This is a genomic window from Nocardia lasii (assembly GCF_042658545.1).
Taxonomy (GTDB): Bacteria; Actinomycetota; Actinomycetes; order Mycobacteriales; family Mycobacteriaceae; genus Nocardia; species Nocardia lasii.
Window position 1 is genome coordinate 1 of record NZ_JBHSQN010000012.1, and the last position, 23,955, is coordinate 23,955.

Genomic DNA, 23,955 nt, shown 5'->3' on the forward strand with positions numbered 1-23,955 from the left:
GTGGGTGGGTGGGTGGGATGGCGCGGTTGGGTGGTGGGTGTGTCAGCGTTCGGACAGGTATTGCTCTTGTTCGGTTTTGGTGGTTGCGGCGGTGTGGGCCCGTTGGGCCCAGGCGGCCCATCGGCCTGCCCCGTGTAGCGGTTCGTGGTAGCCGGCGGTGGTGCGGACGATGCGGGCGCCGGGTTTGGCGAGCCAGCGGGCGACCACGCCGACTTCCTCCGGGGAGGCGCCGCGCAGGGGCGGGATGTGGTCTTCTAGCAGGTCGATCGAGGTGGGTTCGTGCGCATCGCTCCACTCGGAATCGTCCGGGCCGACGGCGGAATCGGTGGTCAGCGGAGTGGTCCGTGCTGTCGCGTCGCCCAGGTCGGGGATCACGGTTTCGGCGGCGGCGACGATCTGGTCGACGACGGCCATGGGTGGGGTGCCGCGGGGGGCGGTGCCCGCGGCGGCGAGGCGGCCGTGGCGGATGACGGAGAATTCCCAGCCGCCCGCGCCGTCGGGCAGGGCGATGATCAGTTCGGCGAGGCGGGCCATGGCGGCGAGGCGCTGGGTGCGGTGCAGTCGGGTGACGACGGTGGCGGTGCGGTCGCGTAGACGGGCAGCTGCTTCGAAATGTTCTGTGGCCGAATGGGTTTCGATGCGGTCGAGCATGGCGCGCAGCAGGGTGTCGGCGCGGCCGGCGAACAGGTCGCGGACCGCGTGCGCGCGGGGGGCGTAGGCGGTCGCGTCGAGGTCGGCGTCCTGGTTGGCCGCGGGGCAGCCGCCGACCACCGCGGGCGGGCAGGTGTGTTTCGCCGTGCGGGTCAGGCGGGTGGCGCAGGTTCGCAGGCCGGCGAATTCGGCGACGGTCAGGGCCATGTCGACGGCGTCGGTGCGAGAAGTGAAGGGGCCCACCGCTGTTCGGGTGGCGGTGCGGACCGCGATCAGGCGCGGGAAGGGTTCGTCGCTGAGGGTGAGCCACCATCCGCGCTGGGGGAACTTCGAGCGACGGTTGTACGGCGGGGCGTGCGCGGCGAGCAGGCGCAGCTCGCGCACCCCGGCTTCGAGACCGTGCGCGCACACCACGTGGTCGACCCGGGTCGCCAGCGCCACCATCTCCTTCATCCGGCCCCGGGTCTCCGAGCCGGTGAAGTAGTTGCGCACGCGCCGGCGCAGGTTCACCGCCGTACCTATATAGAGGACTTCCTCCGACGGTCCACGGAAGAGATAGACGCCCGGCGCGGCGGGCAGGTCGCCGGCGAAGCCGCGTTTGGCGCGCTGGGTTCCGGTGACGCCGGGCAGGTAGTCGAGCAGCTCGGTGAGACTGTGCACGCCCTGATTGCCGACCCGCCCGATCAGCGCGTGCAGCACGTCGACCGTGGCGCGGGCGTCGTCGAGCGCGCGGTGGGTCGGGGTGGTGGCGGCGCCGAGGATCCGGGCCAGCACACCCAGTTTCGCCGAGGGCGCCTCGTCACGGGTGAGCACGCGCCGGGCCAGCTTCACCGTGCACAGCACCTGCGCGTTCGGCCACTCGATCTCCTGTCGCGCCGCGGCCGCCTTCAAGAACCCCATGTCGAAGCGCGCGTTGTGCGCCACCAGCACCGCCCCCGCCGCGAACTCGAGAAACCCCGGCAGCACCGCCTCGATCCGCGGCGCCTCGTACACCATCGCCGTGGTGATCCCGGTGATCTGCACGATCGCGGGCGGAATCGCGTACCCCGGATTCACCAGCGTCGCGAACTCCCCCAGCACCTCACCCCCACACACCTTCACCGCCCCGATCTCGGTGATCGCGTCCCGATCCGCGCTGGTCCCGGTCGTTTCCAGGTCGACAACGACGAAAGTGGTGGCATACAGCGGGGTATCGAGCTCATCGAAAGCCAACTGCCGCGCGGCAGCGGGAAGCGGAACGGGATCGGACACGGGCAGCAGCGTAGGACGGGGGTCCGACACACTCGCCGCGTCGCACCATCGCGGTGATTCAACCGCCCTGATACCCGGTCGGCCACCGATCCGACGGGAGCCACGACGGCGGCACGACAAGGCGGGGCGGGACTGCCGCAACAACTTTCCCACCAAGCGTCGAACAGACCGGTCGGCCCGGTTCGACCCGCCGAAATCGGCTGCCGCGGCCGTTGTTCACCTTTCGCGCCGGTAATTCGGTGCGAGGCTTTCGTTCCGGTGCGAACAAAATGACCTAGATCAAACTCAAAAGTGATCGGGCTCACAAATATCCGAATGGCACATGAATAACGCGGATTTCAACCGGTAATCGGCCTTACCGGTCGCCGTGCGCCGAAATCCGCGACGCGCCGCCCGCGCGGCACCCCACCCGCCGCACCGCCTGTCCGCACACCGAGCCCGTGCCACCTGGGATTCAGCTGAGAAACAGCACGCGAATGCCCACTGACGCCCTATTGGCGACGCGCCGGTAGCGCTTCGACATCACGCTCGCCGTGACCTGGCGTTATCGTTTCGTGATCGAGTGTGACCCAGCTCGCATCGATTCCCCGGCGATATCACCCGGAATGCCCCCTGGACCGGCGTCCGACTTTACAAACCCCCGTGATGTCTTCGTAACCTTTTCGAGACCTCACGGAGTCCCGCTGAACCGGCAACGGCCAAGCGAGACGAAGCCCGCCGCGTCATACGGACACGTCGTCGTGAGGCAGATTGGAAGTACCGCATCATGGCGAACAACACCGTCAAGCGTCAGGCGCAGCGTGCCGTTGCCGTCGGAGCCGTCGGCGCTGCCACCATCGGCGCGTTCCTCCTGCCGGCCGCGCCGGCATCGGCGACCCCGGTGACCATTCCCGGGATCGGCACCTTCGAGGTTCCCAACGAGATCCCGCTGCCCCAGGGCGTGCCCGGCATCGAGATCCCCGCCGCGCCGCAGGTTTTCACCGCGCCGCGCGCCACCGCCGCCGACATCGCGCTCGACGCCGCGATGAGCAAGATCGGCTCCCCCTACGTCTACGGCGCCGCGGGCCCGAACGCCTTCGACTGCTCGGGCCTGGTCCAGTGGGCCTACGCCCAGGCGGGTCTGGACCTGCCGCGCACCAGTGGCGCCCAGCTCGGCGCGGGCACCCCGGTCTCGATCGACAGCCTGCAGCCCGGCGACCTGGTGTCGTTCTACGGCGGCGGCCACTCGGGTCTGTACGCGGGCGACGGCAATGTCGTGCACGCCTCGACCTCCGGCACCCCGGTTCAGCTCGCGCCGCTGTCGTCGATGCCGTTCGCGGGCGCTCGCCGCTTCTGATCCGTCTCGGGGTACGGTGCGTCATTCACGGGGAAGGGCGCACCGTGACCGGTCCGCCGCTGCACTGGACACGGACACGAGCGGTTCCGTAACCTGATCGAGACCTTCTCGGCTGACGAGGAGTTCGCGCTGGGGTATGGCGGCTAACGAGAGAACGGGGCACGGGCCAACGTGACTGCACCACACCGGAATTCGCGCGCCGCGCGCGGTTTCGCCGGAGCCCTGTCCGCCGCGATCCTGGTGTGCGCGGTCTACACCGCGGGACCGGCGACCTCCGATCCCGTCGCCCTGCCCACCTCGGCCACCGACGCGATCTCCCGGATGGTCGACCTGTCGCGCCAGTCCGAACAGCTCAATCAGCAAGCCCTCGACGCCCAGACCGACCTCGACGCCAAGCTGGCCGTGCAGCGCGACGCCGACAGCAAGGTCGCCGCCACCACCGCCGTGGTCGAGGCCGCCCGCGCCGAGGTGCGCAAGTACCAGCCGATGATCGACCGCACCGCCGTGGCCGCCTATACCGGCGTGCGCACCAACAGCATGTTCGCGGTGCTGTCGAGCGGTTCGCCCCAGCAGCTGCTGGACAAGATGTCGACCCTGGACGTCGTGGCCCAGCAGACCGCCGACACGGTCCGCCAGTTCAAACAGGCCGCCGACGCCGCCACGATCGCCGACAACGCCGCCCGCGCCGCCGCCGACGCCGCCCATACCGCCACCGCCGCCGCGAATGCCGTGCGCACCGACGTGGAACGCAAGCGCCAGGATCTGGCCGCGGCCACCACCGGCGTGGTCGAGGCGTGGAGCCAGCTCTCCGCGAGCGACAAGTCGACGCTGGCCGGTTCGCCCTTCCCACCCGGTTTCGACCGGGATTCGCTGCTGGCCGGGTTGGTCCCCGGCAGCGGCACCAGCGCACTGGCCGCCGCCCTGACCCGGGTCGGCGATCCGTATGTCTGGGGCGCCACCGGACCCGATCAGTTCGACTGCTCCGGCCTGGTGCAGTGGGCGTTCAAGCAGGTCGGCAAGGACGTGCCGCGCACCAGTTCCCAGCAGGCCAACTTCGGCACCCCGGTCTCCCGCGACGAACTGCTACCCGGCGATGTGGTCCTGTTCTATCCCGATATCACCCACGTCGGTATCTACGCGGGCAACGGAATGATGGTGCACGCCTCCACCTTCGGCGTTCCGGTCGCGGTGGCGCCGATCAACACGACTCCGTATCACTCGGCCCGGCGATACTGAGCGACACCGGTGAGCTCTTCGTCTTCCCGTCCCGGCCTGCGTTCGTGGTTGTCGTCGAACGGTCGCCTGGAGTTCTGCGTCACCCTGTTCTCGGTCACCCTGTTGACCGGCGCGTGCGTCGCGCTGATCCTGGTGCCGCGCAATGTGGGTCCGCTGCAACTGGCCACCGACGAGGCCGAGGTGCTCGAGACCTCCGAGGTCATCGACCATCCGCGCCTGAGTCCGGTGCGCCGCGACTTACAGCCCTACGGCCCGATCCTGGTGCGCGAGGTCGCCGCCGGTGACGCCGACGAGGCCCTGCTGGTGGCCCACCCGAGCCATCGCGCCGACCTCGACGTGCTCGAAGCCCAACTGGGCCCGGCTGTTTCGCAGGTGAGCGCGGTGTGGGGTACCGAGTGGAATCGCGCGCCGGTGGTGGTCGTGGCCGGTTCGCCCGCGGAGTTCATCGCGCTGACCAGGTCGGCAGGCATCTCGGCCGCCGCCGATGTGGCCGCGGTATCGCTGAGCGGCTCCTATGTCCCCGGCACCCGGCCCACCGATCAGCGCATCGTGTTCAACCCCGACGCGCGCCGCCGACTCGGCGCCGAGGGCCTCGCCACGCTGCTGCGCCACGAGCTCACCCACATCGCCACCAGGGCCGAGACCGTCGACGGCGCCCCACTGTGGCTGGTGGAGGGCTTCGCCGAGTACGTCGCCCAGCGCGACCGCGGCGCCACCTTCTCCCAGATCGCCCCGACCCTGACCACCCGGTTGCGCGCGGGCACCGTGCCCGCCGACCTGATCGCCGACGCCGATTTCGCCGGTGTCGACGCCGCCTACGCCTACGAAAGTGCCTGGGCCGCTTGCGCGTTCCTGGCCGATCGGTACGGCCCGACCGCGCTCACCACGCTCTACAAGCGCCTGGCGACCGGCCCGCAATCCGGTGCCGCGCAGGACAGCGCGTTCGCCGCCGTGCTCGGGGCCTCGCGCGCCGAGCTGCTCGACGGCTGGCGGGCCTGGTTGCGCGGCCGCGCTGTCTGACCACGTCCATTCCCTGTCGCGTCGACCGATTAGGTTGTTCTCATGGCCCGAACTCTGCTGGTTACCAACGATTTCCCGCCTCGGCCGGGCGGCATCCAGTCCTACCTGCAGGCCCTGACCCAGCAGCTGCCGCCCGAGGACCTGGTCGTCTACGCGCCGCGCTGGCGTGGTGACAGCCACGAGAAGTTCGACGCCGCGCAGAAGTTCCAGGTCGTGCGCCACCCCACCACGCTGATGCTGCCGAGCCCCGCGGTGATCAAGCAGGCGAGCGCGCTGGTGCGCGAGCACGACTGCGACACCGTCTGGTTCGGCGCCGCCGCGCCCCTGGCCTCGATGGCGCCGGTGTTGCGCCGCGCGGGCGCCGAGCGGATTCTGGCCAGCACCCACGGCCACGAGGTCGGCTGGTCCATGCTGCCCGGTTCGCGCCAGGTGTTGCGGTCGATCGGCGAGCACACCGACGTGATCACCTATGTCAGCAAGTACACCCGTGGTCGCTTCGCCGCCGCCTTCGGCCCGCACGCCGCCCTCGAACACCTTCCGCCCGGCGTCGACCCGGACGAATTCCGCCCCGACCCGGCCGCGCGCGCCGAACTGCGCGCCCGCTACGGCCTCGGTGACCGCCCGACCGTGCTGTGCCTGTCGCGGCTGGTGCCGCGCAAGGGCCAGGACATGTTGATCGTGGCGATGAACGAGATCCGCGAGCGGGTCGACGGCGCGGTGCTGGTGATCGCGGGCGGCGGCCCCTACGAGTCGCGGTTGCGCGCGCTGGTCGACACGCTCGGTGTGCGTGACAGCGTCGTGTTCACCGGTCGGGTGCCTTCGGGCGAGCTGGCCGCGCACCACACCATCGCCGATGTGTTCGCGATGCCGTGTCGTACGCGCGGGGCGGGCCTGGATGTCGAGGGTCTGGGGATCGTGTTCCTCGAGGCGTCGGCGTCCGGCGTTCCGGTCATCGCCGGTGATTCCGGCGGGGCGCCCGAGACCGTGCGCGAGGGCGAGACCGGCTATGTCGTGGCGGGCCGGTCGGTCGCCCAGCTCAGCGACGCCGTCGTGGAACTGCTCACCGATCGCGACAAGGCCGCCGAGATGGGCGCGGCCGGTCGCAGCTGGGTGGAGCAGAACTGGCATTGGGACCGTCAGGGCGCCCGGCTGCGGGAACTTCTGCGGTGACACCCCGGCCGGCCCCGGTGTGGCGTCGGATACGCTCAGCCGGGTGAGCAGTATCCAGGTCGCCGACCAGACCTTCCTCGCCGCACCGGGCGCCGCGATCGCCGAGGTGCTCGGCGCCACGAACAACTGGCGCCGCTGGTGGCCCGACCTGCGCCTGGACGTGCGCGAGGACCGCGGCGACAAGGGCATCCGCTGGACCGTCTCCGGCGCCCTGACCGGCACCATGGAAGTCTGGCTGGAAGCAGTCCCCGAGGGCGCCATCCTCCACTACTTCCTCCACGCCGAACCCCCCACCGCCGCGAAGCCGGCCCCTCGCGCCCTCGCCGCCGCCAACCGCACCCGCCGAGTAGCGGGCCGCACCATGGCCTTCGAACTCAAGTCCCGCCTCGAAGCAGGCCGCCCCGCAGGCGTACCCCCCACAACCGCACCGGCCCCATGACCCCCACCCGCCCCGCTCACCGAACTATGACACGTGTGGACCACCAAGCCCCGGCGGTCCCACACACCGAGCACCCCCACCACCAAAGCGCGATGCCCCAGAAAACCCAGTTCAAACACCTGGGCCAGGCACCCCTGGGTGTTCTCGGCGCGCCTCCGCCTCTGGACTGAGCGGAGGGTGCGACGAAGGAGTACCCGGAGCGAGGGAAGAGGCGGAGTTAAGCGCCGAGAACCGCGGCACCAGCCGCCAAATAACACAGAAAGGACGTCATGGCCGACCGGACTCAGCGATCAATACTGATCGACGCCCCCGCCCAGCAGGTGATGGCCGTCATCGCGGATCTGGAGTCCTATCCCGAGTGGGTGGCCGCCGCGAAGTCGGTGGAGGTCATCGACCGTGATGCGGCGGGCCGGGCCGCCACCGCGCGTTTCGTGCTCGACGCCGGGGTCGTCAAGGACACTTACGTCCTGTCCTATACCTGGAGCGCCGACGGTCGGGCGGTGACCTGGCATCTGCTCAGCGGCGACTTGCAGAAGGCCCAGGACGGCAGTTACGCCCTGCGTGAGACGCCCGAGGGTGGCACCGAGGTCGTCTATGAACTCACCGTGGATTTGAACATCCCGATGATCGGCATGTTCAAACGCAAAGCCGAGAAGGTCATCACCGACACGGCGCTGAACGAGCTGAAGAAGCGGGTCGAAGGCTGAGCGCCCCGGGCGGAACCCGCGTCGAGTTGTTCGTCGGCAAGGGCGGTGTCGGGAAGACGACGCTGGCTTGCGCGACGAGCATGACCTATGCCCGCTCGGGTCAGCGTGTGCTGATCGCCTCGCTCGACCAGGCTCATTCGCTCGGTGACGCCCTCGGTTTCCGTTTCCCGCACGATCCGGGCACGGTCGCGGGGGTGGCCAGGGTGGCGCCCGGGATCGAGGTCATCGAGATCGATTCCCTCGCCCTGCTCGAGGACCGTTTCCGCGAGGTGGTGGGGATGCTGGCCACCGGCGGCTCCCACGATCACGGCTTCGACTTGGCGGCGCTGGATCCGGCCGAGCTGACCGGGCTGCCGGGCGTGCAGGAACTGCTGATGCTGGTCGAGATCGCCCAGTACGCCGAGGAGAACGACTGGGACGTCATCGTCGTCGACTGCCCGCCCTCGGCCGACATGCTGCGCATCGTCACCGCCCCCGACACGATGCTGAACTATCTGGAACGCCTGTGGCCCAAGCACTCTCGCACTATGAGCGCGATCGGCCTCGACCTGCGCAAGGCGGTGCTCGCGGCGGCGGTGGAGCGGATCGTGGTGGCGGTGACGCAGGTGCGTGATCTGCTCGCCGACCGCACCCGCACCAGCGCGCGCCTGATCACCGGCCCCGAGCAGGTCGCCGTGGCCGAGGCGCGTCGGGTGCACTCGGCGGCCGCGCTGCTCGGGTTGCGCTTGGACGCGGTGATGGTGAACAAGGTCCTTGCCCCGGTGCCCGCGCCGGGCGAGCGCGCCCATCCGGCCGTGCACTGGTACCTGAATCGGCGCGCCGAGCAACTCGAGGTGGTGGCGCGCCTGCACGAGCAGCTCACCGATGTTCCGATCCTGATCGCCCAGCACGCCGGGGCCGAACCGGTGGGGGTCGGTGCGCTGTCGGCGTTCTCGGCCTCGGTCGACACGCTGCCCGCCGCGTACGCTCGGAGTGCGGAATCGGGCGAACCGATGGTTCGATGGGAGTCCGGCTCCGGTATCGACTCCGTGTACGCGATGCGGATGCGGCTACCGGTGGTCGATCCCGGCACTTTGCGGCTGGGCCGAGTGGAGGACGATCTGATCGTGGGAGCCGACGGGGTCCGCACGCGCGTGCGGTTGGCGCCGGTGTTGCGCCGCTGCACGGTGGCGGGCGCCGAACTCGATACCGGTCATCTCGTGGTCCGCTTCCGGCCCGACCCGCGGGTGTGGCCCGCCGATCCGAACTACACGAAGGCCACCGCAGATGAGCAGTGACTCCCAGTCCGACCGCCACGGCCACCATCCCGACGGCTTCGCCGAGTTCGCCGAGGAGTTACGGCTGCTCGCCGAGGTGCTGCTCGCCCGCGTGGAACCGGTGCTGCGCCGCACCGCCGCCGACGGCCAGGCCGACCTCGGCGGCTGCTCCTGGTGCCCGGTCTGCGCCGCCGCCGCGCTGGTCCGCGGCAACCACCACGATGTCGTCGCCGCCCTGGCCGAACACGGCACGTCCATGGTGACGGTGCTGCGCGAAGCCCTCGCCGGGATCCCGGTCGAACCGGTCCTGCCCCAGGAGTGGGCCGATCACGCTGCGGGACACCCGAATTCGACCGATCCCCACGCCGAACAACCGCGCACCGAGCCCTTCGCGACGGCGGACGCTCGACCACACGCCACCGGTCCGAACGAGGCGCGTTCCGCCGAGCGGCACACCACGTCGACCGAATCGCGCAAGCGCTCCCAGCGCGGTGCGTTCCCTCGGGACGAGTCCGACCAGCGGGCCGCGGCCCCTCCGGCGCCGACCGAGGAGCCGCGCACCGGGACACCCCACGCACGCGCGGCCGAGCCCACCCCGCGCCCGCGCCGAGTCGGCGAGTACCCCGCCCCGCGGCCGACCCACCCCCCGCACATCACCCCGGAACCGGACGCTTCCGAGGCCGCGAACGCCTCGGGCACGGGCACTTTCGCCCCCGAGCCGCCGAAGTCCGACCGTCGTGCGGCCCCGAACCGCGCGAGCACCCGCTCCGGCTATGTCGACATCCCGGTGACGATCCGGGGATGACCAGCCGGATCGACCCCCAACACCAGCTCACCGTCGGCATCGATGTCGGCGGCACCAATATCCGCGCCTCGGTGGTCGACGCCGACGGCGAGGTCCTCGACACCGTGCAGGCCCCGACCCCGCATTCGGCGCGCGCGCTCGAGGACGCGATCGACCGCTCGGTGCGCGAGCTGGCCCGCCGCCATCGCATCGCCGCGGTGGGTCTGGCGGTGGCCGGTTTCATCTCCACCGACCAGTCGACGGTCCTGTTCGCCCCGCACCTGCCGTGGCAGAACGCACCCGTGGCTCGCCGCCTGAGCGCCCGGCTGGATCTGCCGGTGATCCTCGAGCACGACGCGAACGCCGCGGGCTGGGCCGAGTACCGCTTCGGCGCGGCGGCGGGCGGGCGCACGGTGGTGCTGATCGCGATCGGCACCGGCATCGGCGCGGCCCTGCTCATCGACGGCACGCTCTATCGCGGCAGCCACGGCATCGCCCCCGAACTGGGTCACCTGCAGGTCGTGCCCGACGGTCGCGCCTGCCCGTGCGGCAAACACGGCTGCTGGGAACGCTATTGCAGTGGAACGGCACTGGCCGACACCGCCATCGAGATGCTGGCCACCGACCCGGTGCGCTCGGTACTGGCCCGCGACGTGATCCGCGATCCCGGCTCGCTCACCGGCCGCCGGGTCGCCGGCGCCGCCCAGGACGGCGACCCGCTCGCGGTGCGGGTGATGGCCGATTTCGCCCGCTGGCTCGGGCTCGGCCTGGCCTTCGTGAGCGACCTGTTCGATCCCGATCTGGTGGTGATCGCCGGTGGGGTGTCGAGTTCGGCGCCGCTGTTCCTCGACGAGGCCCGCGAGCACTACGCGGGCGCGGTCACCGGCGCGGGCCACCGCCCGCTGGCCCGGCTGCGCACCACCCAACTCGGCGAGGCCGCGGGCATGATCGGGGCCGCGGAACTGGCCAGGGCGGCGATCGACGCCCCGGCGGTCGGGCGCGCCGGGAGATGATGGTCACAGCCATGCGCGCGTGCTACCAGCCTGGGTTGGTTGTGACCTGCGACCAGCGGTAAAGTCGTTTTTCGACGAGGCTTTACACGACCATCCAGGTCCCGGGGAAAGGGCGCCATGTTCTACTGGCTACTCAAGTTCGTTCTCGTGGGGCCGTTCATGCACCTGTACAACCGACCCGTGGTCGAAGGTGTCGAGAACATTCCGACCGATGGTCCGGCGATCATGGCGGGCAATCACCTGTCCTTCTCCGACTGGCTGTTCGCGCCCCTGCTGAGCCCGCGCCGGATCAACTACCTGGCCAAGGCCGAGTACTTCACCACCCCCGGCTTCAAGGGTCGCCTGCAGAAGTTCTTCTTCAGCGGCACCGGCCAGTACCCGATCGACCGCAGCGGCGCCTCGGCCGCCGAGGATGCCCTGCGCGCGGCTACCAAGCTCCTCGACGAGGGTCGCCTCGTCGGCCTGTACCCCGAGGGCACCCGCTCCCCCGACGGTCGCCTCTACAAGGGCAAGACCGGCATGGCGCGGCTCGCGCTCGAGACCGGCGTGCCGGTGATCCCGGTGGCCGTGATCGGCACCGACAAGGTGTCCCCGCCCGGACCGTTCAAGTGGCGTCGACACAAGGTCACGCTGAAATTCGGTGCGCCCCTGGACTTCTCGCGCTACGAGGGCATGAGCGGTAACCGTTTCGTCGAGCGCGCCGTCACCGACGAGGTGATGTACGAGCTGATGCGGTTGACCGGTCAGGAATACGTCGACGTGTACGCGCACAGCCTCAAGAAGGGCGTCGCCGCGACCGACCGCCAGCTCGACGCGACCCGGATCCCCGACACCGCCGCCGGCTGAGCCGCGCGGTCACTCTTAAGCGAACTGCAAGCGCGGTCGGCCAGACTGCTCGCCATGTTCAAGCAATTGCTGGCCGCCGCCGGTGTCGGCGGTGCCGAGGTCGACACCGAATTGTTCACTCCCGGAGCCCAACCCGGCGGTGTGGTCGACGGCGTGATCCGACTGCGCGGCGGTCGGATCGATCAGGCCATCGGCCACGTGGCGGTCGAATTCGTGACCCGGGTCGAGCGCGAGTACTCCGACGGTGAGGAACGTATCGCCGACCACGGCTTCGGCCGGATTCCCGTCGCCGGACCCTTCACCCTCCTCGCGGGCACGGTGGCCGAATTCCGGTTCACCGCACCGGTTCCGCACGAAACCCCGATCACCTTCTTCGACGGCAAGCACCTGCCGGGCGCGACGGTCTCGCTGCGCACCATCGTCGACATCCACAACGCCGTCGACGCCACCGACACCGACCCGATCGGCATCGGCGCCCTGCCCGCCCAGCACGTCATCCTGGATGCCCTGCGCCGCATGGGTTTTCCGCTGCACGGTGCCGACGTGGAAGCGGGCAGGATCGCCCGCACCCCGCAGCAGCTGCCGTTCTACCAGGAGATCGAGTTCGGTCGCTCGCCGCATTTCCCGCGCGCGAACCAGCTCGAACTCACCTTCGTCGCCACCGGGCACGGCCTCAGCGTGGTGCTAGAGGCCGATATCGAGGGCGGGTGGTTCCGTGACGACGCCGACCGGATCGGCATGTTCTGGGTCGACTACGCCCAACTGGCACACCGTGATTGGACCGCCGAGATCCACCGCGTGCTGACCGAACTGGGCGCCCGCGGCTGAACCGAGTCGGCCACTCGTCCAGTTCGCTCGCCGTTGCCCGGACACCCCCGCGCCCGATTGGTAGCCTGTGCGGGCGAGAGACCGTGGCGGGCCGGGGATTCGGTGGCCCGCGTCGGCGGAGGGCGAGGGACACATGGCCGATGGTGGATCCGAGGAGGGTCGCGTCCTGCCGTTCCGGCGGCGCGACACCGCACCGCAAGGCCATCCACCGACCGGCCGGGTCGCCCGCGGCGCCCGACTGGCCGCGGTGCCCGTCGCCTACGCGGGCCGCCGCATCGCGGGCCTCGGCAAGCGGGTGGCGGGCCGCGACCCCGCCGACATCGACCGCGACATCCGCGTCCGCACCGCCGAGCACCTGTTCCAGGTCCTCAGCGAACTCAAGGGCTGTGTCGCCAAACTCGGCCAACTCCTCGGCCTGCTCGAACTGGGCCTGGCGCCCGAACTGGCCGAACCGTACCGGCTGGCGCTGGCCCGCCTGCACGATTCGGCCCCGCCGATGCTGCCCGGCGCCGTACACGCCGAACTCGCCACCCATCTCGGACCCCGGTGGCGCGAGCTGTTCCTCGAATTCGACGATCGCGCCTGCGCCGCCGCCTCGGTCGGCCAGGTCCATCGCGCCCGCTGGCACGACGGCACCCAGGTCGCGGTCAAGCTCATGTATCCCGGCGCGCGCCGCGCGGTACTGGCCGACCTGCAGGCGCTGCGCCGCGCGACCCCCCTGTTCACCGCCCTGCTGCCCGGCGCCGACACCCGACCGGTGGTCGAGGCGCTGTGCACCGAACTGGGCGACGAACTCGACTACGCCCGTGAGGCACTCAACCAGCGCGCCTTCGCCACCGCCTTCGCCGACGACCCCGACGTGGTGGTCAGCCGGGTGATCGCCCAACGCGGCGACGTGCTGGTCAGCGAGTGGCTCGACGGCGTGCCGCTGACCCGGTTGATCGAGCACGGCCGCGCCGCCGAACTCGACCGCCTCGGTGTGCTGATCCTGCGCTTCCTGTTCTCCGCGCCCGCGCGGGTGGCCCTGGTCTACGGCGACGCCCACCCCGGCAACTTCCTGCGCATGCCCGACGGGCGCCTCGGCGTCGTCGACTTCGGCGCCTGCACCCCGTGGCCGGCCGACTTCCTCACCGTCGCGGGCGACGTGGGCGCCGCCGTCATCGCCGAGTCCCCCGTCGAACTGGAAGCCGCGCTGCGCCGCCACGGCTTCGTCGCCCCCGACCGCGATCTCGACATCGCCACCGTCATCGCCCGCCTGCGCCCCGTGCGCGACGCCCTGCTCGCCCCCGCCTACCCCCTCTCGGCCACCTGGCTGCGCGAACAGGTCCGCCTGGTCACCGACCTGCGCCTGACCAACGTGCTGCGCCAACTCACCATGCCGCCCGCCCACACCGCCCTGCTGCGTTCCTTCCTCGGCGGCGTGGCCATCCTGTGCCAACTCCACACCACCGTGCCGCTGCGCGCCGAGTGCACCCGCTGGTACCCCGAAACCGCCGCCGCCGCAGGGCTGTGAGAACCGTCCACCGCCGCGCTACGCAGGTCCGCGATCTCGGCGTTCACGCCCGAGAAACGGCCGTCAACTTGTCTCCCGCGACCGGAAAACCCGGCATTCCCCGAGCAAACTCGCGCCCGCGTGGAACCAGGTGCGAAGTACCCTGCGCACGAACGGCGGACCTGTGGTTAGCTATGCGGTCATGGGCACGCCGCAGACCGATATCTCCGAAGAATATCTCCCCACCGACACCGCGGATGTCGTTCGCACTGTGCGTGATTCGCGCGACCGGTCGGAACGGTTGACCGTGCGCGGTGGCGAGCAGACCGAGGAGACCTACGGTCTCACCGATCAGCGTGGCGTGCTCTCGCTGCGCAAGATGAACTCGGTGCTCGACATCAACCTCGGCAGGCGCACCGTGCGCGTACAGGCCGGCGCGAAACTGTCCGAGATCGACCGCCGCCTCGGCGCGCACGGCCTCGGCCTGCCGGTGGTCGGCGATCACCGCGACATCACCGCGGGCGGCTTCGCCTCCGTCGGTGGCGTGAGCACCGCCTCGCACCGCTACGGCATGTTCATCGACCAGATCGTCGACCTCGAATACGTCGACCCCGACGGTCGCATCGGCACCTGCGGGCGCGGGCACCACACCGAACGCTTCCACCGCATCCTCGGCGCGGGCGGACGCGCGGGCATCATCACCGCGCTCACCCTCGACGTGGTCGAGGTCGACAAAGACCACACCATGCTCACCACCGACGCCGACCGCTTCCTCGACTTCGACTCCTTCGTCGAACACGCCACCAACGAGATCACCAACCCCGGCAGCGCGGCCCTGCAGGTCGGTCGCTGGGTCGACACCGCCCCACTGAAGGTGGCGCGGCCCGTCGGCGCCGGACAGGTGACCCTCGGCGCGGTCCGGTTCGGCCAGTGGTCGAGCCTGTACCCCACCGCTCCCACGCGTGGTCTGCGGGCCCGGCGTGAGGTCGGCACGCGTACCCGTAAGTCGCTGGGTGCGATCGCCTCGGCGGCCGGTGGGCGGGCGGGTATGCCGGTGCGTAATGCGGCGGCGGGTGCGCTGATGTTCGCGCCCAAGGTGCTCACCATGCGTGACGCCGAGTATCTCGCCGACACTGTGATCAACTCTTCCGAGCGTGGGCCTGCTTATCGGGTGGGGGTGTTTGCGCCGTTGGCCAATTACGGGTCGGTTTTTTACGGGTTGCATGATCTGTTTTCTGATCATCGGGAGCGGTCGGGGTGCTTTACCGTTATCTCGGCTATGACCTATGGTGTGCGCTCGGAGTACCTGCGTGCTGAAGCTGCTGCTCGTGGGCTTACGCCTGCTGATTATGGGCTGATCACGTTTACCTGTCGGTTGCGGCCCTCGGCTCTGCCCTCGGAGCAGTTGCGGGAGATCGTCTCCGGTATCGACGACATCTGCCGCTCCGAACAGGCTCTGCGGTACAGCGTGTAGGTGGCCCAGGTTTGGTGGGCCCAGTGAGGTACGCAGGCTGTGTTTTTGGAGCGCTGGCGCGCTCGAGCGCGGCCCCCCAGGGGCCGCGAGTTAGCACCCGTTGCTGGCGGCTGCGCCGCGGACGCAACGGCGGCTAACTCGCGGCCGGGCCGCTACGCCGCTGCGCGGCGGACCCTCCTCGAGGTCGGGTCGTGCGGGGCTGGGAGTGCGGTCATGGCGGAATTAGGGTGTGCGGTGGTGGGGTGGGGTGGGGTGGTGAAACGTGCGACGAAGACGTGCGGGGCTCGGTTTGGGGGGACGTCCGACGAAGACGTGCGGGGCTCGGTTTGGGAGACGTGCGACGAAGACGTGCGGGGCTGGGGTTTGGCGGATGTGTGACACAGACAAGAGAGGCTCCCACCGGGTCGGTGGGAGCCTCTCTTGTGTGATTGTGGGTCAGTGCTTTTCGGCGCCCAGGTAGTACTCGAATACCAGGCCGGCGGAGGCTGCGAGGACCAGGACTACGCCGAGGCCGATCAGCCAGAACTGGAAGAACGCCAGGCCGAGGGCGGTGACCGAGCCTGCTGCGGCCAGCAGGATGGGCCAGAAGCTGCCGGGCGAGAAGAAGCCCAGGTCGCCGGCGCCGTCGACGATTTCGGCCTCTTCGTAGTCCTCGGGGCGCAGGTCGATGCGACGCGCCACGAAGCGGAAGTAGGTGCCGATGATCAGCGACAGACCCGCGGTCAGCACGATCGCGGTGGTGCCTGCCCATTCGATGCCGGTGCGCGACTGGGCGGTGAAGAAGCCGTAGACGATGCCCACCAGGATGAAGAACGCTGTGAGCAGTTCGAAGATCCGTGCTTCGAGCCTCATGTCAGAATCCTCACTTGCTTTCGTTCACCGAAGCGCTCTTGATATCGCGCTTGGTGTTGAAGGGGTACGTGGAGGTGGCCACCGGCGACTCACCGATCGAGGACAGCGCCTCGCCGTTGGTCATACCGCTCTCACGGGCCTTGATGTACTGCGCGAACTTCTCCGGCGACACCGCGCGGACCTCGAAGTTCATCATCGAGTGGTAGGTGCCGCACATCTCCGCGCAACGGCCGACGAACGCGCCTTCCTTCTCGATCTGCGAGATCTGGAAGACGTTGTCGGAGTGGTTTTCCTTCGGGTTCGGCATCACGTCGCGCTTGAACATGAACTCCGGCACCCAGAAGGCGTGGATCACGTCGGCGGCGGCGAGCTGGAACTCGATGCGCTTGCCGGTCGGCAGCACCAGGACGGGGATCTCGGTGCTGGAACCGAAGGTCTCGACCTTGTCGTAGTGCAGGTACGAGAGGATGTCGTTGCTCGGCTTGCCGTGCACGGGGCCGGGGCGCGCGTGGCCCTCTTCGTTGGTGCGCGACTCGTACTGGCGCAGCTGCTCTTCGTTCAGCTGCTCCTTCTCGTAGTCGATGCCGTTCCAGGTCAGCCCGCCGACGTTGTTCACGTTGCGGTAGCCGAACTTCCAGTTCCACTGGAAGGCGGTCACGTCGACGGTGACATCCGGGTTGTCGGTCTTCTCGTGCACGTAGTTCTGCACGACGACGGTGAAGTAGAACAGCACCGCGATGATCACGAACGGGATCGCGGTGTAGGTCAGCTCCATCGACACGTTGTAGCCGGTCTGGCGCGGGAACTCCGGGGAGTTCTTGCGCTTGCGGTGGAAGATGACCGTCCAGAAGGTCAGACCCCAGACCAGCACGCCGACAACGAGCGCGGCCAGCACGGACCACGTCCACAGCTCGCGCATCCGAGCGGCTTCGGGCGTGATGCCCGAGGGCCAGCCGAATCGCAGCCAGACATTGTCGATCGAGCAGCCCGAGACGAGCATCGCGGTGATCCCCAAGGACACCGCCAGCCCGGCCCGTCGAAGGACCTGGCCCTGCCGACCCCGTACGGGTCGTGCCCCGATCTCTTCGCTCGCCTTGTGCGCCACGCTCACGCCTTCCTGGTCGCCACACATTCCGACACATTGCGTCGTCGCGGGCGGCGTATCGCCCGTTCCGACACCTCTTCACAGCAGTTTCAGGTCGTCTCGAGTATTGCCGCTGGGAAGCCTGCACACCTGAGAGGGACCTGAGTACTACGCAGCGTAGACCAAAGCGGGCACTGTCTTGTCGCGGGGTCACTTTCGACACTCCGCCGTGACCGCACCGAAGTTCGCGACCTGCGGTTTGATCCGGTGTCACGGGTTCGCACCCGCACGGCGGGCGGGCGAGCGCGGCGTGTCGGGCACGGGTGCGGCATACTCGGACACAGCGTTTCGGCCCGGTCTGTGGCCACCCCATCATCGAACGAGAGAAGGTTGCCGACACCGTGTGCGGACTGCTCGGATTCCTGACAGCTGATACGGCGACGACCGAGGTGGTCGATCAGGTGTACGACGCGCTGCACTGCCAGCGGCATCGTGGCCCGGACGAGAAGGGCACCTGGCACGACGATCACATGATCTTCGGGTTCAACCGCCTCTCGATCATCGATATCGAGCACTCGCACCAGCCGCTGCGCTGGGGCCCGGCCGACAATCCGCAGCGCTACGCGATGACCTTCAACGGCGAGATCTACAACTATCTCGAACTGCGCGAGCAGTTGGCCGCCGCGCACGCCGCGGAGTTCCCCGACGGCAAGATCTTCGCCACCGACGGTGACGGCGAGGCCATCGTCGCCGCGTTCCACTTCTGGGGCCCGGAGGCCGTGCGCAAGCTGCGCGGCATGTTCGCCTTCGCGATCTGGGACACCGAGTCGCAGGAGCTGTTCCTCGCGCGCGACCCGTTCGGCATCAAGCCGCTGTTCCTCGCGACCGGCCCCGGCGGCACCGCCTTCGCGAGCGAGAAGAAGAGCGTGCTCGAACTGCTGAGCCCGCTCGGGTTGTCCGACGAGCTCGACCCGCGCGCGCTCGAGCACTACACGGTGTTGCAGTACGTGCCGGAGCCCGAGTCGCTGCACAAGAACATCCGTCGCCTCGAGTCCGGCAACTACGCCACGGTGCGGGTCGGCCAGGAGCCGGTTGTCACCCGCTATTTCCGTCCCGACTTCCGGGTCCGCCCGTTCGTCGCCGGGTCGGAGCAGGCCCGCTACGCCGAGATCGCCGCCGCTTTGGAAGACTCCGTCGCCAAGCACATGCGCGCCGATGTGACCGTCGGTTCGTTCCTCTCCGGCGGCATCGACTCCACCGCCATCGCGGCGCTGGCGATGCGCCACAACCCGAAGCTGATCACCTTCACCACCGGGTTCGAGCGCGAGGGCTACTCCGAGGTCGACGTGGCCGCCGAGAGCGCCGAGCTGATCGGCGCGCGCCACATCGTGAAGGTGGTCTCGCCTGCCGAGTTCGCCGCCGCGATCCCCGAGATCGTCTGGTACCTCGACGACCCGGTCGCCGATCCCGCCCTGGTCCCGCTGTACTTCGTGGCCAAGGAGGCCCGCAAGCACGTCAAGGTGGTGCTGTCGGGCGAGGGCGCCGACGAGCTGTTCGGTGGCTACACCATCTACCGGGAACCGTTGTCGCTCAAGCCTTTCGAGTACCTGCCCGCCGGTGCGCGCAAGCTGCTCGGCAGGCTCGGCGACAAGCTGCCCGACGGCAAGCGCGGCAAGTCGCTGTTGCAGCGCGGTTCGCTGTCGCTGGAAGACCGCTACTACGGCAACGCCCGCAGCTTCAACGACGCCCAGCTGCGCGCGGTCCTGCGCGATTTCCGCCCCGAGTGGACCCACCAGGACGTCACCGCCCCCATCTACGCCCAGTCCGCGGGCTGGGACCCGGTCGCGCGCATGCAGCACCTGGACCTGTTCACCTGGTTGCGCGGCGACATCCTGGTCAAGGCCGACAAGATGACCATGGCCAACTCCCTGGAACTGCGCGTGCCGTTCCTCGACAGCGAGGTCCTGCGCGTCGCCGAGGGCATCCCCTACGACCAGAAGATCACCAGGGAAACCTCCAAGTACGCCCTGCGTCAGGCCCTGGACGGCATCGTCCCCGACCACGTCCTCAACCGCGCCAAGCTCGGCTTTCCGGTCCCGCTGCGCCACTGGCTGCGCGGCACCGAACTCTACGACTGGGCCGAAACCCAGATCGCCGAGTCCCAGACCGACCACCTGATCGACAAGGCCGCGGTCACCCAGATGCTCCGCGACCACAAGGCAGGCGTCTCCGACCACAGCCGCCGCCTCTGGACGGTCCTGGTCTTCATGGTCTGGCACGGCATCTTCGTCGAAGACCGCATCAAACCCGAAATCCAAGAGCCGACCTACCCGGTCCGGCCCGACTCTCCGAGTACTCAGCCGGACGCAAGCAAGTAGGGGCTGGGAGCCGGGCCGCCGGTCGGCACGACGAGCGTTCTGGGCGTGCCCGGCGAGTTACCCGTGTCGTAGCGAAATCAGTTGTCGCGCCACGACACCCGGGGTGACATCGGCCACCCCGGGCCCGGCGGGTCGTTACAGCAGGGTGGCCAGTTCGTCGGCGGCGTCGGAGCCGTAGGCCTTGGTGAGGCGCTCGAGGGCGTCTTCGGTGTTGAGGGTCCATTCCTGGGTGCCGGTGGTTTCCAGGACGAGGACCGCGATCAGGGAGCCGAGCTGGGCGGCGCGTTCCAGGCTCAGGCCGGCGCGGTGGGCGGTGAGGAAACCGGCGCGGAAGCCGTCGCCGACACCGGTCGGGTCGACCTTGGCGACCTCGGGGACCACGCCGACGCGGACCTCGGTGCCGTCGGCGTCGACCACGAGCACGCCCTCCGAACCCAGGGTGGTGACCCGGATTCCGACCTTGGCGGTGATCTCGGCTTCGCTCAGGCCGGTCTTCTGCTGTAGCAGCGCCCACTCGTACTTGTTGGTGAACAGGTAGGCCGCGCCGTCGACGAGTTCGGTGGCCTGTTCGCCGTCGAGGCGGGCCAGCTGCTGGGACGGATCGGCCGCGTAGGCGATGCCCTGCGCCTTGGCCTGACGGGTGTGCGCGACCATCGCCTCGGGATCGTTCGCCCCCACGAGCACCAGGTCGATGCCGTGCGCGGCCGCGATCGCGGCGATGTCGATATCGCGGGCCTCGCTCATCGCGCCCGGGTAGAACGAGGCGATCTGCGCCATCGCCTCGTCGGTGGTGCACACGAAACGCGCGGTGTGCGCGGTCTGGGACACATGGACCGCCGAGCAGTCGACGCCGCTGCTCTCCAGCCACTGCCGGTAGTCGGCGAAATCGGCGCCGACCGCACCGACGAGCACCGGACGCTGCCCGAGCAGGCCCATCGCGTAGGCGATATTGCCCGCGACCCCGCCGCGGCGGATCTGCAGATCGTCGACGAGGAAGCTCAGGGACACATGATCGAGTTGATCGGCGAGCAGGACATCAGCGAACCGACCCGGAAAACGCATGAGGTGATCGGTGGCGATGGAGGCAGACACGGCAACAGACACGAGGCAGGGCCCCTTCGACGATAGGCGGGAAACAGAAGAAGCCCGGGATCAACCGATCCCGGACTTCAACGGTAGCAAGCCACACGCCCCCCATGGTTCACCTAAGCGCAACCTGGTCGGCAACAAAGCCCCGAAGGCCGACAAAAACCCCCGATTCCGTTGCGACAAGCCCACTCTCACGAGTGAAACGACCGCCCCCTACCGGACCCGCTACGGACTCCCAACCCCAACCACCACGTTTTCGGCCGCCCCGGATCCGAGGGGCGAGACGTAACGGCGAAGCCGAAGTATCGCCCCTCGGATTCGGGGGACCCAGGCCGAAAACCCGCGGCGCCAGCCGCTAATTAAACGACTCGGGGGACCCAGGCCGAAAACCTGCGGCGCCAGCCGCTAATTAAACGAGTCGCCGCAGGCGCAGGAGCCGGTGGCCTGCGGGTTGTCGATGGTGAAGCCTTGCTTCTCGATGGTGTCGACGAAGTCGATCGAGGCGCCCTGGATGTAGGGGGCGCTCATGCGGTCGACGGCCAGCTTCACGCCGGAGAACTCCACGACGATGTCGCCGTCGAGGATGCGATCGTCGAAGAACAGCTGGTAGCGCAGGCCTGCACAGCCACCCGGCTGCACGGCGATGCGCAGGGCAAGGTCGTCGCGACCCTCCTGGTCGAGCAGCGCCTTCGCCTTGAGGGCGGCAGCGTCGGTCAGCGTCGCACCGTGGGTCTCGGTGGCGGTCTCGTTCTGCACAGTCATGGACACTCCTAGTTCGACTCAGCCCGTCAACGGACCTTCAGGTGCACAGCGCACGAACAGTACGAACGCTGTCGCAGCGACTGCTATTCCTATTTTGCCACCCTCGGCGCAGCCAGTGGACACGACCTGGGTGCTTGTGCCCACACTACGCCCCGGACGGCGGTGATCGGGGTCTCGACGCCGCGCCGATGAGACCGGTCTCACCGGTGAGTGGACCGCATTTCCCTCGACTCGACGTCATCGAATAGCCTGGTGAACGTGAAATTGTTTCGTCGCGACGAGTCCAGCACCATCGACGAGTCCGTCGACTCCTCGGTGCCCGGTGTCGAATCCCCCGTCGTCACCGCGTCGACCACCCCCGGTAAGGGCAGGCCGACTCCGAAAAGGCGTGAGGCCGAGGGCAAACGACGCGGCCCGGTCGCGCCGGCACCGCTGACGTCCAAGGAGGCCCGTGCGCGCCGCAAGGCGACCAAGGGCACCAAGGAAGATCGCAAGTCCGCTGCCGCGGATCGTCGCGCCGCCGTGCAGGAGCGTCGTGCTCGCATGCTCGCGGGCGAGGACAAGTACCTGCTGCCGCGCGATCAGGGTCCGGTCCGCGCCTACGTGCGCGACCTGGTCGATGCCCGCCGCAACCTGGTGGGCCTGTTCATGCCGATGGCGCTGGTGCTGATCCTGTCGATGTTCGTGGCTCCGGGCCTGCAGACCATTGTCACGCTGGCCATGCTGGTGATGATGGTGTTCATGATCATCGAGGGCTTCGTGCTCGGCAAGATCGTGAACAACCGGGTGATCGAGCGTTTCCCCGATACCACCGATACCGGCTTCAAGCTGGGCTGGTATTCGTTCGTGCGCGCTTCTCAGATCCGCAAGATGCGGGCGCCCAAGCCGCGGGTCGGCCCCGGCGACGCTGTGTAGTCAGCGATCCTCAGCGATCCGAGGGGTGGCGCCCCTCGGATCGCCGGTGCGATCACTGGGGTCCGGGGCGCAGGTATGCCGCGTAGCCGGCGATGGCTTTGAGTTCGGCGTCCATGCGCTGGGCGTCGCGGTCGATGATGCCGGTGGACCCGGTGGTGTCGCGGCCGATCAGTATCGCGAGGCCGACGATGAGGGCGAGGGCGATCAGAAAAGTAAGCATGGCAGTAATTTTGCGCTCGCCTAATTCCGGCCGAAAGTGGCCGTTCTGTCATTGTGCGCAAAGATTCGGCCAGTTATGCTGTGTCCATGTTGTCGAAGGTTGCCGTGGTGCTCAGCGACCGGCTCGCCATGTTCGAATTCGGTGTCGTGTGTGAGGTTTTCGGCCTCGACCGCACCGCCGACGGCCTGCCCGGATTCGACTTCCGGGTCTGCGGCGCCGAACCCGGCAAGCCCCTGCGCTCGTCGACCCCCGGCCTGTCCGTCACGCCCGACTACGGCCTGGACCAACTCGCCGGCGCCGACCTGGTCGCCATCCCCGCCTCCCCCATCGACCAGTACGACGACCGCATCCTCGAGGCGGTCCGCGCGGCCGCGGCGGCGGGCGCGATCGTGCTCACCGTGTGTTCGGGGGCCTTCCTGGCCGGGGCGGCGGGCCTGCTCGACGGCCGCAAGTGCACCACCCACTGGCGCTATGTCGATCGCCTCGCCACCATGTTCCCCGAGGCCACCGTCGACCCGGACGTGCTGTTCGTCGACGCGGGCAACCTGATCACCAGCGCGGGCACCGCCGCGGGCATCGACGCCTGCCTGCACCTGGTGCGCCGCGAGATCGGCACCGCGGCCGCCAACGGCATCGCCCGGCGCATGGTCGTCCCGCCCCAGCGCGACGGCGGCCAGCGCCAGTTCATCGAACAGCCGGTGCCCGAATGCCGCTCCGAGGGACTGTCGACCACCCTGGCCTGGCTCAGCGAGAACCTCGCCCACCCGCACACCGTCGACGAACTCGCGGCCCGCTCGAGCATGTCCACCCGCACCTTCGCCCGCCGCTTCGCCGCCGAGACCGGCACCACCCCCGTCAGGTGGCTCACCACCCAGCGCGTCCTGTTCGCCAAGCAGCTGCTCGAAGCCACCGAGATGTCGCTCGAGCGCATCGCCGAGGAGTCCGGTTTCGGTTCCGGCGCCCTGCTGCGCCACCATTTCCAACGCCAGGTCGGCCTGGCCCCCACCGAGTACCGCCGCCGCTTCGGCGCGACGGGGTGATCACCACGTCCCCGTCATCGGCGTCGAACGCGCGGAACGCGCAACATGCGGCATCCGCACCCACCGAACCCGCGGCGCTAGAACATGGTCGACTGTGCGGCCCGCGTACTTG

Annotated in this window: 22 protein-coding genes; 16 read left to right on the plus strand and 6 right to left on the minus strand. The window is 69.1% G+C overall.

Features of this window, described 5'->3' with window-relative positions; all coding sequences use genetic code 11:
* Positions 1–42: 42 nt before the first annotated feature.
* A complete protein-coding gene (locus tag ACFP3H_RS17980) occupies positions 43–1,902 on the minus strand; it encodes a DEDD exonuclease domain-containing protein (RefSeq protein ID WP_378607486.1) in 1,860 nt (619 codons plus the stop codon).
* 766 nt (positions 1,903–2,668) lie between these two features.
* Between ACFP3H_RS17980 and ACFP3H_RS17985 the strand changes: the two genes are divergently transcribed.
* The 13 genes from ACFP3H_RS17985 (at position 2,669) to ACFP3H_RS18045 (ending at position 15,503) form a co-directional block, all read left to right on the plus strand.
* Positions 2,669–3,238, plus strand: coding sequence for a C40 family peptidase (locus ACFP3H_RS17985; RefSeq protein ID WP_378607489.1), 570 nt, complete (start codon positions 2,669–2,671; stop codon positions 3,236–3,238).
* 171 nt (positions 3,239–3,409) lie between these two features.
* The gene (locus ACFP3H_RS17990) at positions 3,410–4,474 is read left to right on the plus strand and encodes an NlpC/P60 family protein (RefSeq protein ID WP_378607492.1); all 1,065 of its coding nucleotides are present in this window, start codon (positions 3,410–3,412) and stop codon (positions 4,472–4,474) included.
* A 9-nt stretch (positions 4,475–4,483) separates the two neighbouring features.
* Positions 4,484–5,494, plus strand: coding sequence for a peptidase MA family metallohydrolase (locus tag ACFP3H_RS17995; RefSeq protein WP_378607494.1), 1,011 nt, complete (start codon positions 4,484–4,486; stop codon positions 5,492–5,494).
* 42 nt (positions 5,495–5,536) lie between these two features.
* Positions 5,537–6,664, plus strand: coding sequence for a glycosyltransferase family 4 protein (locus ACFP3H_RS18000; protein ID WP_378607497.1), 1,128 nt, complete (start codon positions 5,537–5,539; stop codon positions 6,662–6,664).
* 43 nt (positions 6,665–6,707) lie between these two features.
* Positions 6,708–7,103, plus strand: a complete 396-nt coding sequence (locus tag ACFP3H_RS18005) for a polyketide cyclase / dehydrase and lipid transport (RefSeq protein ID WP_378607500.1) — start codon at positions 6,708–6,710, stop codon at positions 7,101–7,103.
* Positions 7,104–7,372: 269 nt separating this feature from the next.
* Complete coding sequence (locus ACFP3H_RS18010; RefSeq protein ID WP_378607503.1) at positions 7,373–7,810, plus strand: SRPBCC family protein; 438 nt, start codon at positions 7,373–7,375, stop codon at positions 7,808–7,810.
* Between the two features lie 26 nt (positions 7,811–7,836).
* Positions 7,837–9,087 carry an ArsA family ATPase gene (locus tag ACFP3H_RS18015; protein WP_378607506.1) on the plus strand — a complete coding sequence of 417 codons (1,251 nt, stop codon included), beginning with the start codon at positions 7,837–7,839 and terminating at the stop codon, positions 9,085–9,087.
* The gene (locus ACFP3H_RS18020) at positions 9,077–9,871 is read left to right on the plus strand and encodes a flagellar biosynthesis protein FlhF (protein WP_378607509.1); all 795 of its coding nucleotides are present in this window, start codon (positions 9,077–9,079) and stop codon (positions 9,869–9,871) included. The genes ACFP3H_RS18015 and ACFP3H_RS18020 overlap by 11 nt, the downstream gene beginning before the upstream one ends.
* On the plus strand, positions 9,868–10,863 hold the full coding sequence (locus tag ACFP3H_RS18025; protein WP_378607512.1) for an ROK family protein: 996 nt from the start codon (positions 9,868–9,870) through the stop codon (positions 10,861–10,863). Before ACFP3H_RS18020 ends, ACFP3H_RS18025 begins: the two co-directional genes overlap by 4 nt.
* 117 nt (positions 10,864–10,980) lie before the next feature.
* Positions 10,981–11,709: a lysophospholipid acyltransferase family protein gene (locus ACFP3H_RS18030; protein WP_378607515.1), complete on the plus strand. Its 729-nt coding sequence runs from the start codon at positions 10,981–10,983 to the stop codon at positions 11,707–11,709.
* Between the two features lie 54 nt (positions 11,710–11,763).
* Positions 11,764–12,537, plus strand: coding sequence for a sporulation protein (locus ACFP3H_RS18035; RefSeq protein ID WP_378607518.1), 774 nt, complete (start codon positions 11,764–11,766; stop codon positions 12,535–12,537).
* 133 nt (positions 12,538–12,670) lie between these two features.
* Positions 12,671–14,050 carry an ABC1 kinase family protein gene (locus tag ACFP3H_RS18040; protein ID WP_378607521.1) on the plus strand — a complete coding sequence of 460 codons (1,380 nt, stop codon included), beginning with the start codon at positions 12,671–12,673 and terminating at the stop codon, positions 14,048–14,050.
* Positions 14,051–14,231: 181 nt separating this feature from the next.
* Complete coding sequence (locus ACFP3H_RS18045; protein ID WP_378607524.1) at positions 14,232–15,503, plus strand: FAD-binding oxidoreductase; 1,272 nt, start codon at positions 14,232–14,234, stop codon at positions 15,501–15,503.
* Positions 15,504–15,938: 435 nt separating this feature from the next.
* Here ACFP3H_RS18045 and ACFP3H_RS18050 read toward each other — a convergent pair whose 3' ends face one another.
* Both ACFP3H_RS18050 and ctaC read right to left on the minus strand, forming a co-directional pair.
* A complete protein-coding gene (locus tag ACFP3H_RS18050; protein WP_378607527.1) occupies positions 15,939–16,355 on the minus strand; it encodes a cytochrome c oxidase subunit 4 in 417 nt (138 codons plus the stop codon).
* 10 nt (positions 16,356–16,365) lie between these two features.
* Positions 16,366–17,355, minus strand: a complete 990-nt coding sequence (gene ctaC / locus ACFP3H_RS18055; RefSeq protein WP_378607640.1) for an aa3-type cytochrome oxidase subunit II — start codon at positions 17,353–17,355, stop codon at positions 16,366–16,368.
* A 485-nt stretch (positions 17,356–17,840) separates the two neighbouring features.
* Here ctaC and asnB point away from each other — a divergent pair, with 485 nt between their 5' ends.
* Positions 17,841–19,817, plus strand: coding sequence for an asparagine synthase (glutamine-hydrolyzing) (gene asnB / locus ACFP3H_RS18060; RefSeq protein ID WP_378607530.1), 1,977 nt, complete (start codon positions 17,841–17,843; stop codon positions 19,815–19,817).
* A 135-nt stretch (positions 19,818–19,952) separates the two neighbouring features.
* On the opposite strand, the gene ACFP3H_RS18065 is transcribed toward asnB, so the two are convergent.
* Together ACFP3H_RS18065 and ACFP3H_RS18070 are read right to left on the minus strand one after the other, a co-directional pair.
* Positions 19,953–20,879 (minus strand): carbohydrate kinase family protein, encoded by a 927-nt coding sequence (locus tag ACFP3H_RS18065; RefSeq protein ID WP_378607642.1) that lies wholly within the window; start codon positions 20,877–20,879, stop codon positions 19,953–19,955.
* Positions 20,880–21,311: 432 nt separating this feature from the next.
* The gene (locus tag ACFP3H_RS18070; RefSeq protein ID WP_378607533.1) at positions 21,312–21,668 is read right to left on the minus strand and encodes a HesB/IscA family protein; all 357 of its coding nucleotides are present in this window, start codon (positions 21,666–21,668) and stop codon (positions 21,312–21,314) included.
* 315 nt (positions 21,669–21,983) lie between these two features.
* On the opposite strand from ACFP3H_RS18070, the gene ACFP3H_RS18075 reads away from it, so the two are divergent.
* A complete protein-coding gene (locus tag ACFP3H_RS18075) occupies positions 21,984–22,583 on the plus strand; it encodes a DUF3043 domain-containing protein (RefSeq protein ID WP_378607644.1) in 600 nt (199 codons plus the stop codon).
* 52 nt (positions 22,584–22,635) lie between these two features.
* On the opposite strand, the gene ACFP3H_RS18080 is transcribed toward ACFP3H_RS18075, so the two are convergent.
* A complete protein-coding gene (locus ACFP3H_RS18080; RefSeq protein ID WP_378607536.1) occupies positions 22,636–22,803 on the minus strand; it encodes a hypothetical protein in 168 nt (55 codons plus the stop codon).
* Between the two features lie 86 nt (positions 22,804–22,889).
* Between ACFP3H_RS18080 and ACFP3H_RS18085 the strand changes: the two genes are divergently transcribed.
* Positions 22,890–23,843 carry a helix-turn-helix domain-containing protein gene (locus ACFP3H_RS18085; protein ID WP_378607539.1) on the plus strand — a complete coding sequence of 318 codons (954 nt, stop codon included), beginning with the start codon at positions 22,890–22,892 and terminating at the stop codon, positions 23,841–23,843.
* Positions 23,844–23,955: the final 112 nt, after the last annotated feature.

Excerpts from the sequence above, each read along its gene's own strand:
- ACFP3H_RS18045 (WP_378607524.1), top strand. The coding sequence starts at position 14,232 with ATGGGCACGCCGCAGACCGATATCTCCGAAGAATATCTCCCCACCGAC.
- ACFP3H_RS18025 (WP_378607512.1), top strand. The coding sequence starts at position 9,868 with ATGACCAGCCGGATCGACCCCCAACACCAGCTCACCGTCGGCATCGAT.
- ACFP3H_RS18010 (WP_378607503.1), top strand. The coding sequence starts at position 7,373 with ATGGCCGACCGGACTCAGCGATCAATACTGATCGACGCCCCCGCCCAG.
- ACFP3H_RS18020 (WP_378607509.1), top strand. The coding sequence starts at position 9,077 with ATGAGCAGTGACTCCCAGTCCGACCGCCACGGCCACCATCCCGACGGC.
- ACFP3H_RS18030 (WP_378607515.1), top strand. The coding sequence starts at position 10,981 with ATGTTCTACTGGCTACTCAAGTTCGTTCTCGTGGGGCCGTTCATGCAC.
- ACFP3H_RS18040 (WP_378607521.1), top strand. The coding sequence starts at position 12,671 with ATGGCCGATGGTGGATCCGAGGAGGGTCGCGTCCTGCCGTTCCGGCGG.
- ACFP3H_RS18000 (WP_378607497.1), top strand. The coding sequence starts at position 5,537 with ATGGCCCGAACTCTGCTGGTTACCAACGATTTCCCGCCTCGGCCGGGC.
- ACFP3H_RS18035 (WP_378607518.1), top strand. The coding sequence starts at position 11,764 with ATGTTCAAGCAATTGCTGGCCGCCGCCGGTGTCGGCGGTGCCGAGGTC.
- ACFP3H_RS18065 (WP_378607642.1), bottom strand. The coding sequence starts at position 20,879 with ATGCGTTTTCCGGGTCGGTTCGCTGATGTCCTGCTCGCCGATCAACTC.
- ACFP3H_RS18080 (WP_378607536.1), bottom strand. The coding sequence starts at position 22,803 with ATGCTTACTTTTCTGATCGCCCTCGCCCTCATCGTCGGCCTCGCGATA.
- ACFP3H_RS18085 (WP_378607539.1), top strand. The coding sequence starts at position 22,890 with ATGTTGTCGAAGGTTGCCGTGGTGCTCAGCGACCGGCTCGCCATGTTC.
- ACFP3H_RS17985 (WP_378607489.1), top strand. The coding sequence starts at position 2,669 with ATGGCGAACAACACCGTCAAGCGTCAGGCGCAGCGTGCCGTTGCCGTC.
- ACFP3H_RS18070 (WP_378607533.1), bottom strand. The coding sequence starts at position 21,668 with ATGACTGTGCAGAACGAGACCGCCACCGAGACCCACGGTGCGACGCTG.
- ctaC (WP_378607640.1), bottom strand. The coding sequence starts at position 17,355 with ATGCTCGTCTCGGGCTGCTCGATCGACAATGTCTGGCTGCGATTCGGC.
- ACFP3H_RS18050 (WP_378607527.1), bottom strand. The coding sequence starts at position 16,355 with ATGAGGCTCGAAGCACGGATCTTCGAACTGCTCACAGCGTTCTTCATC.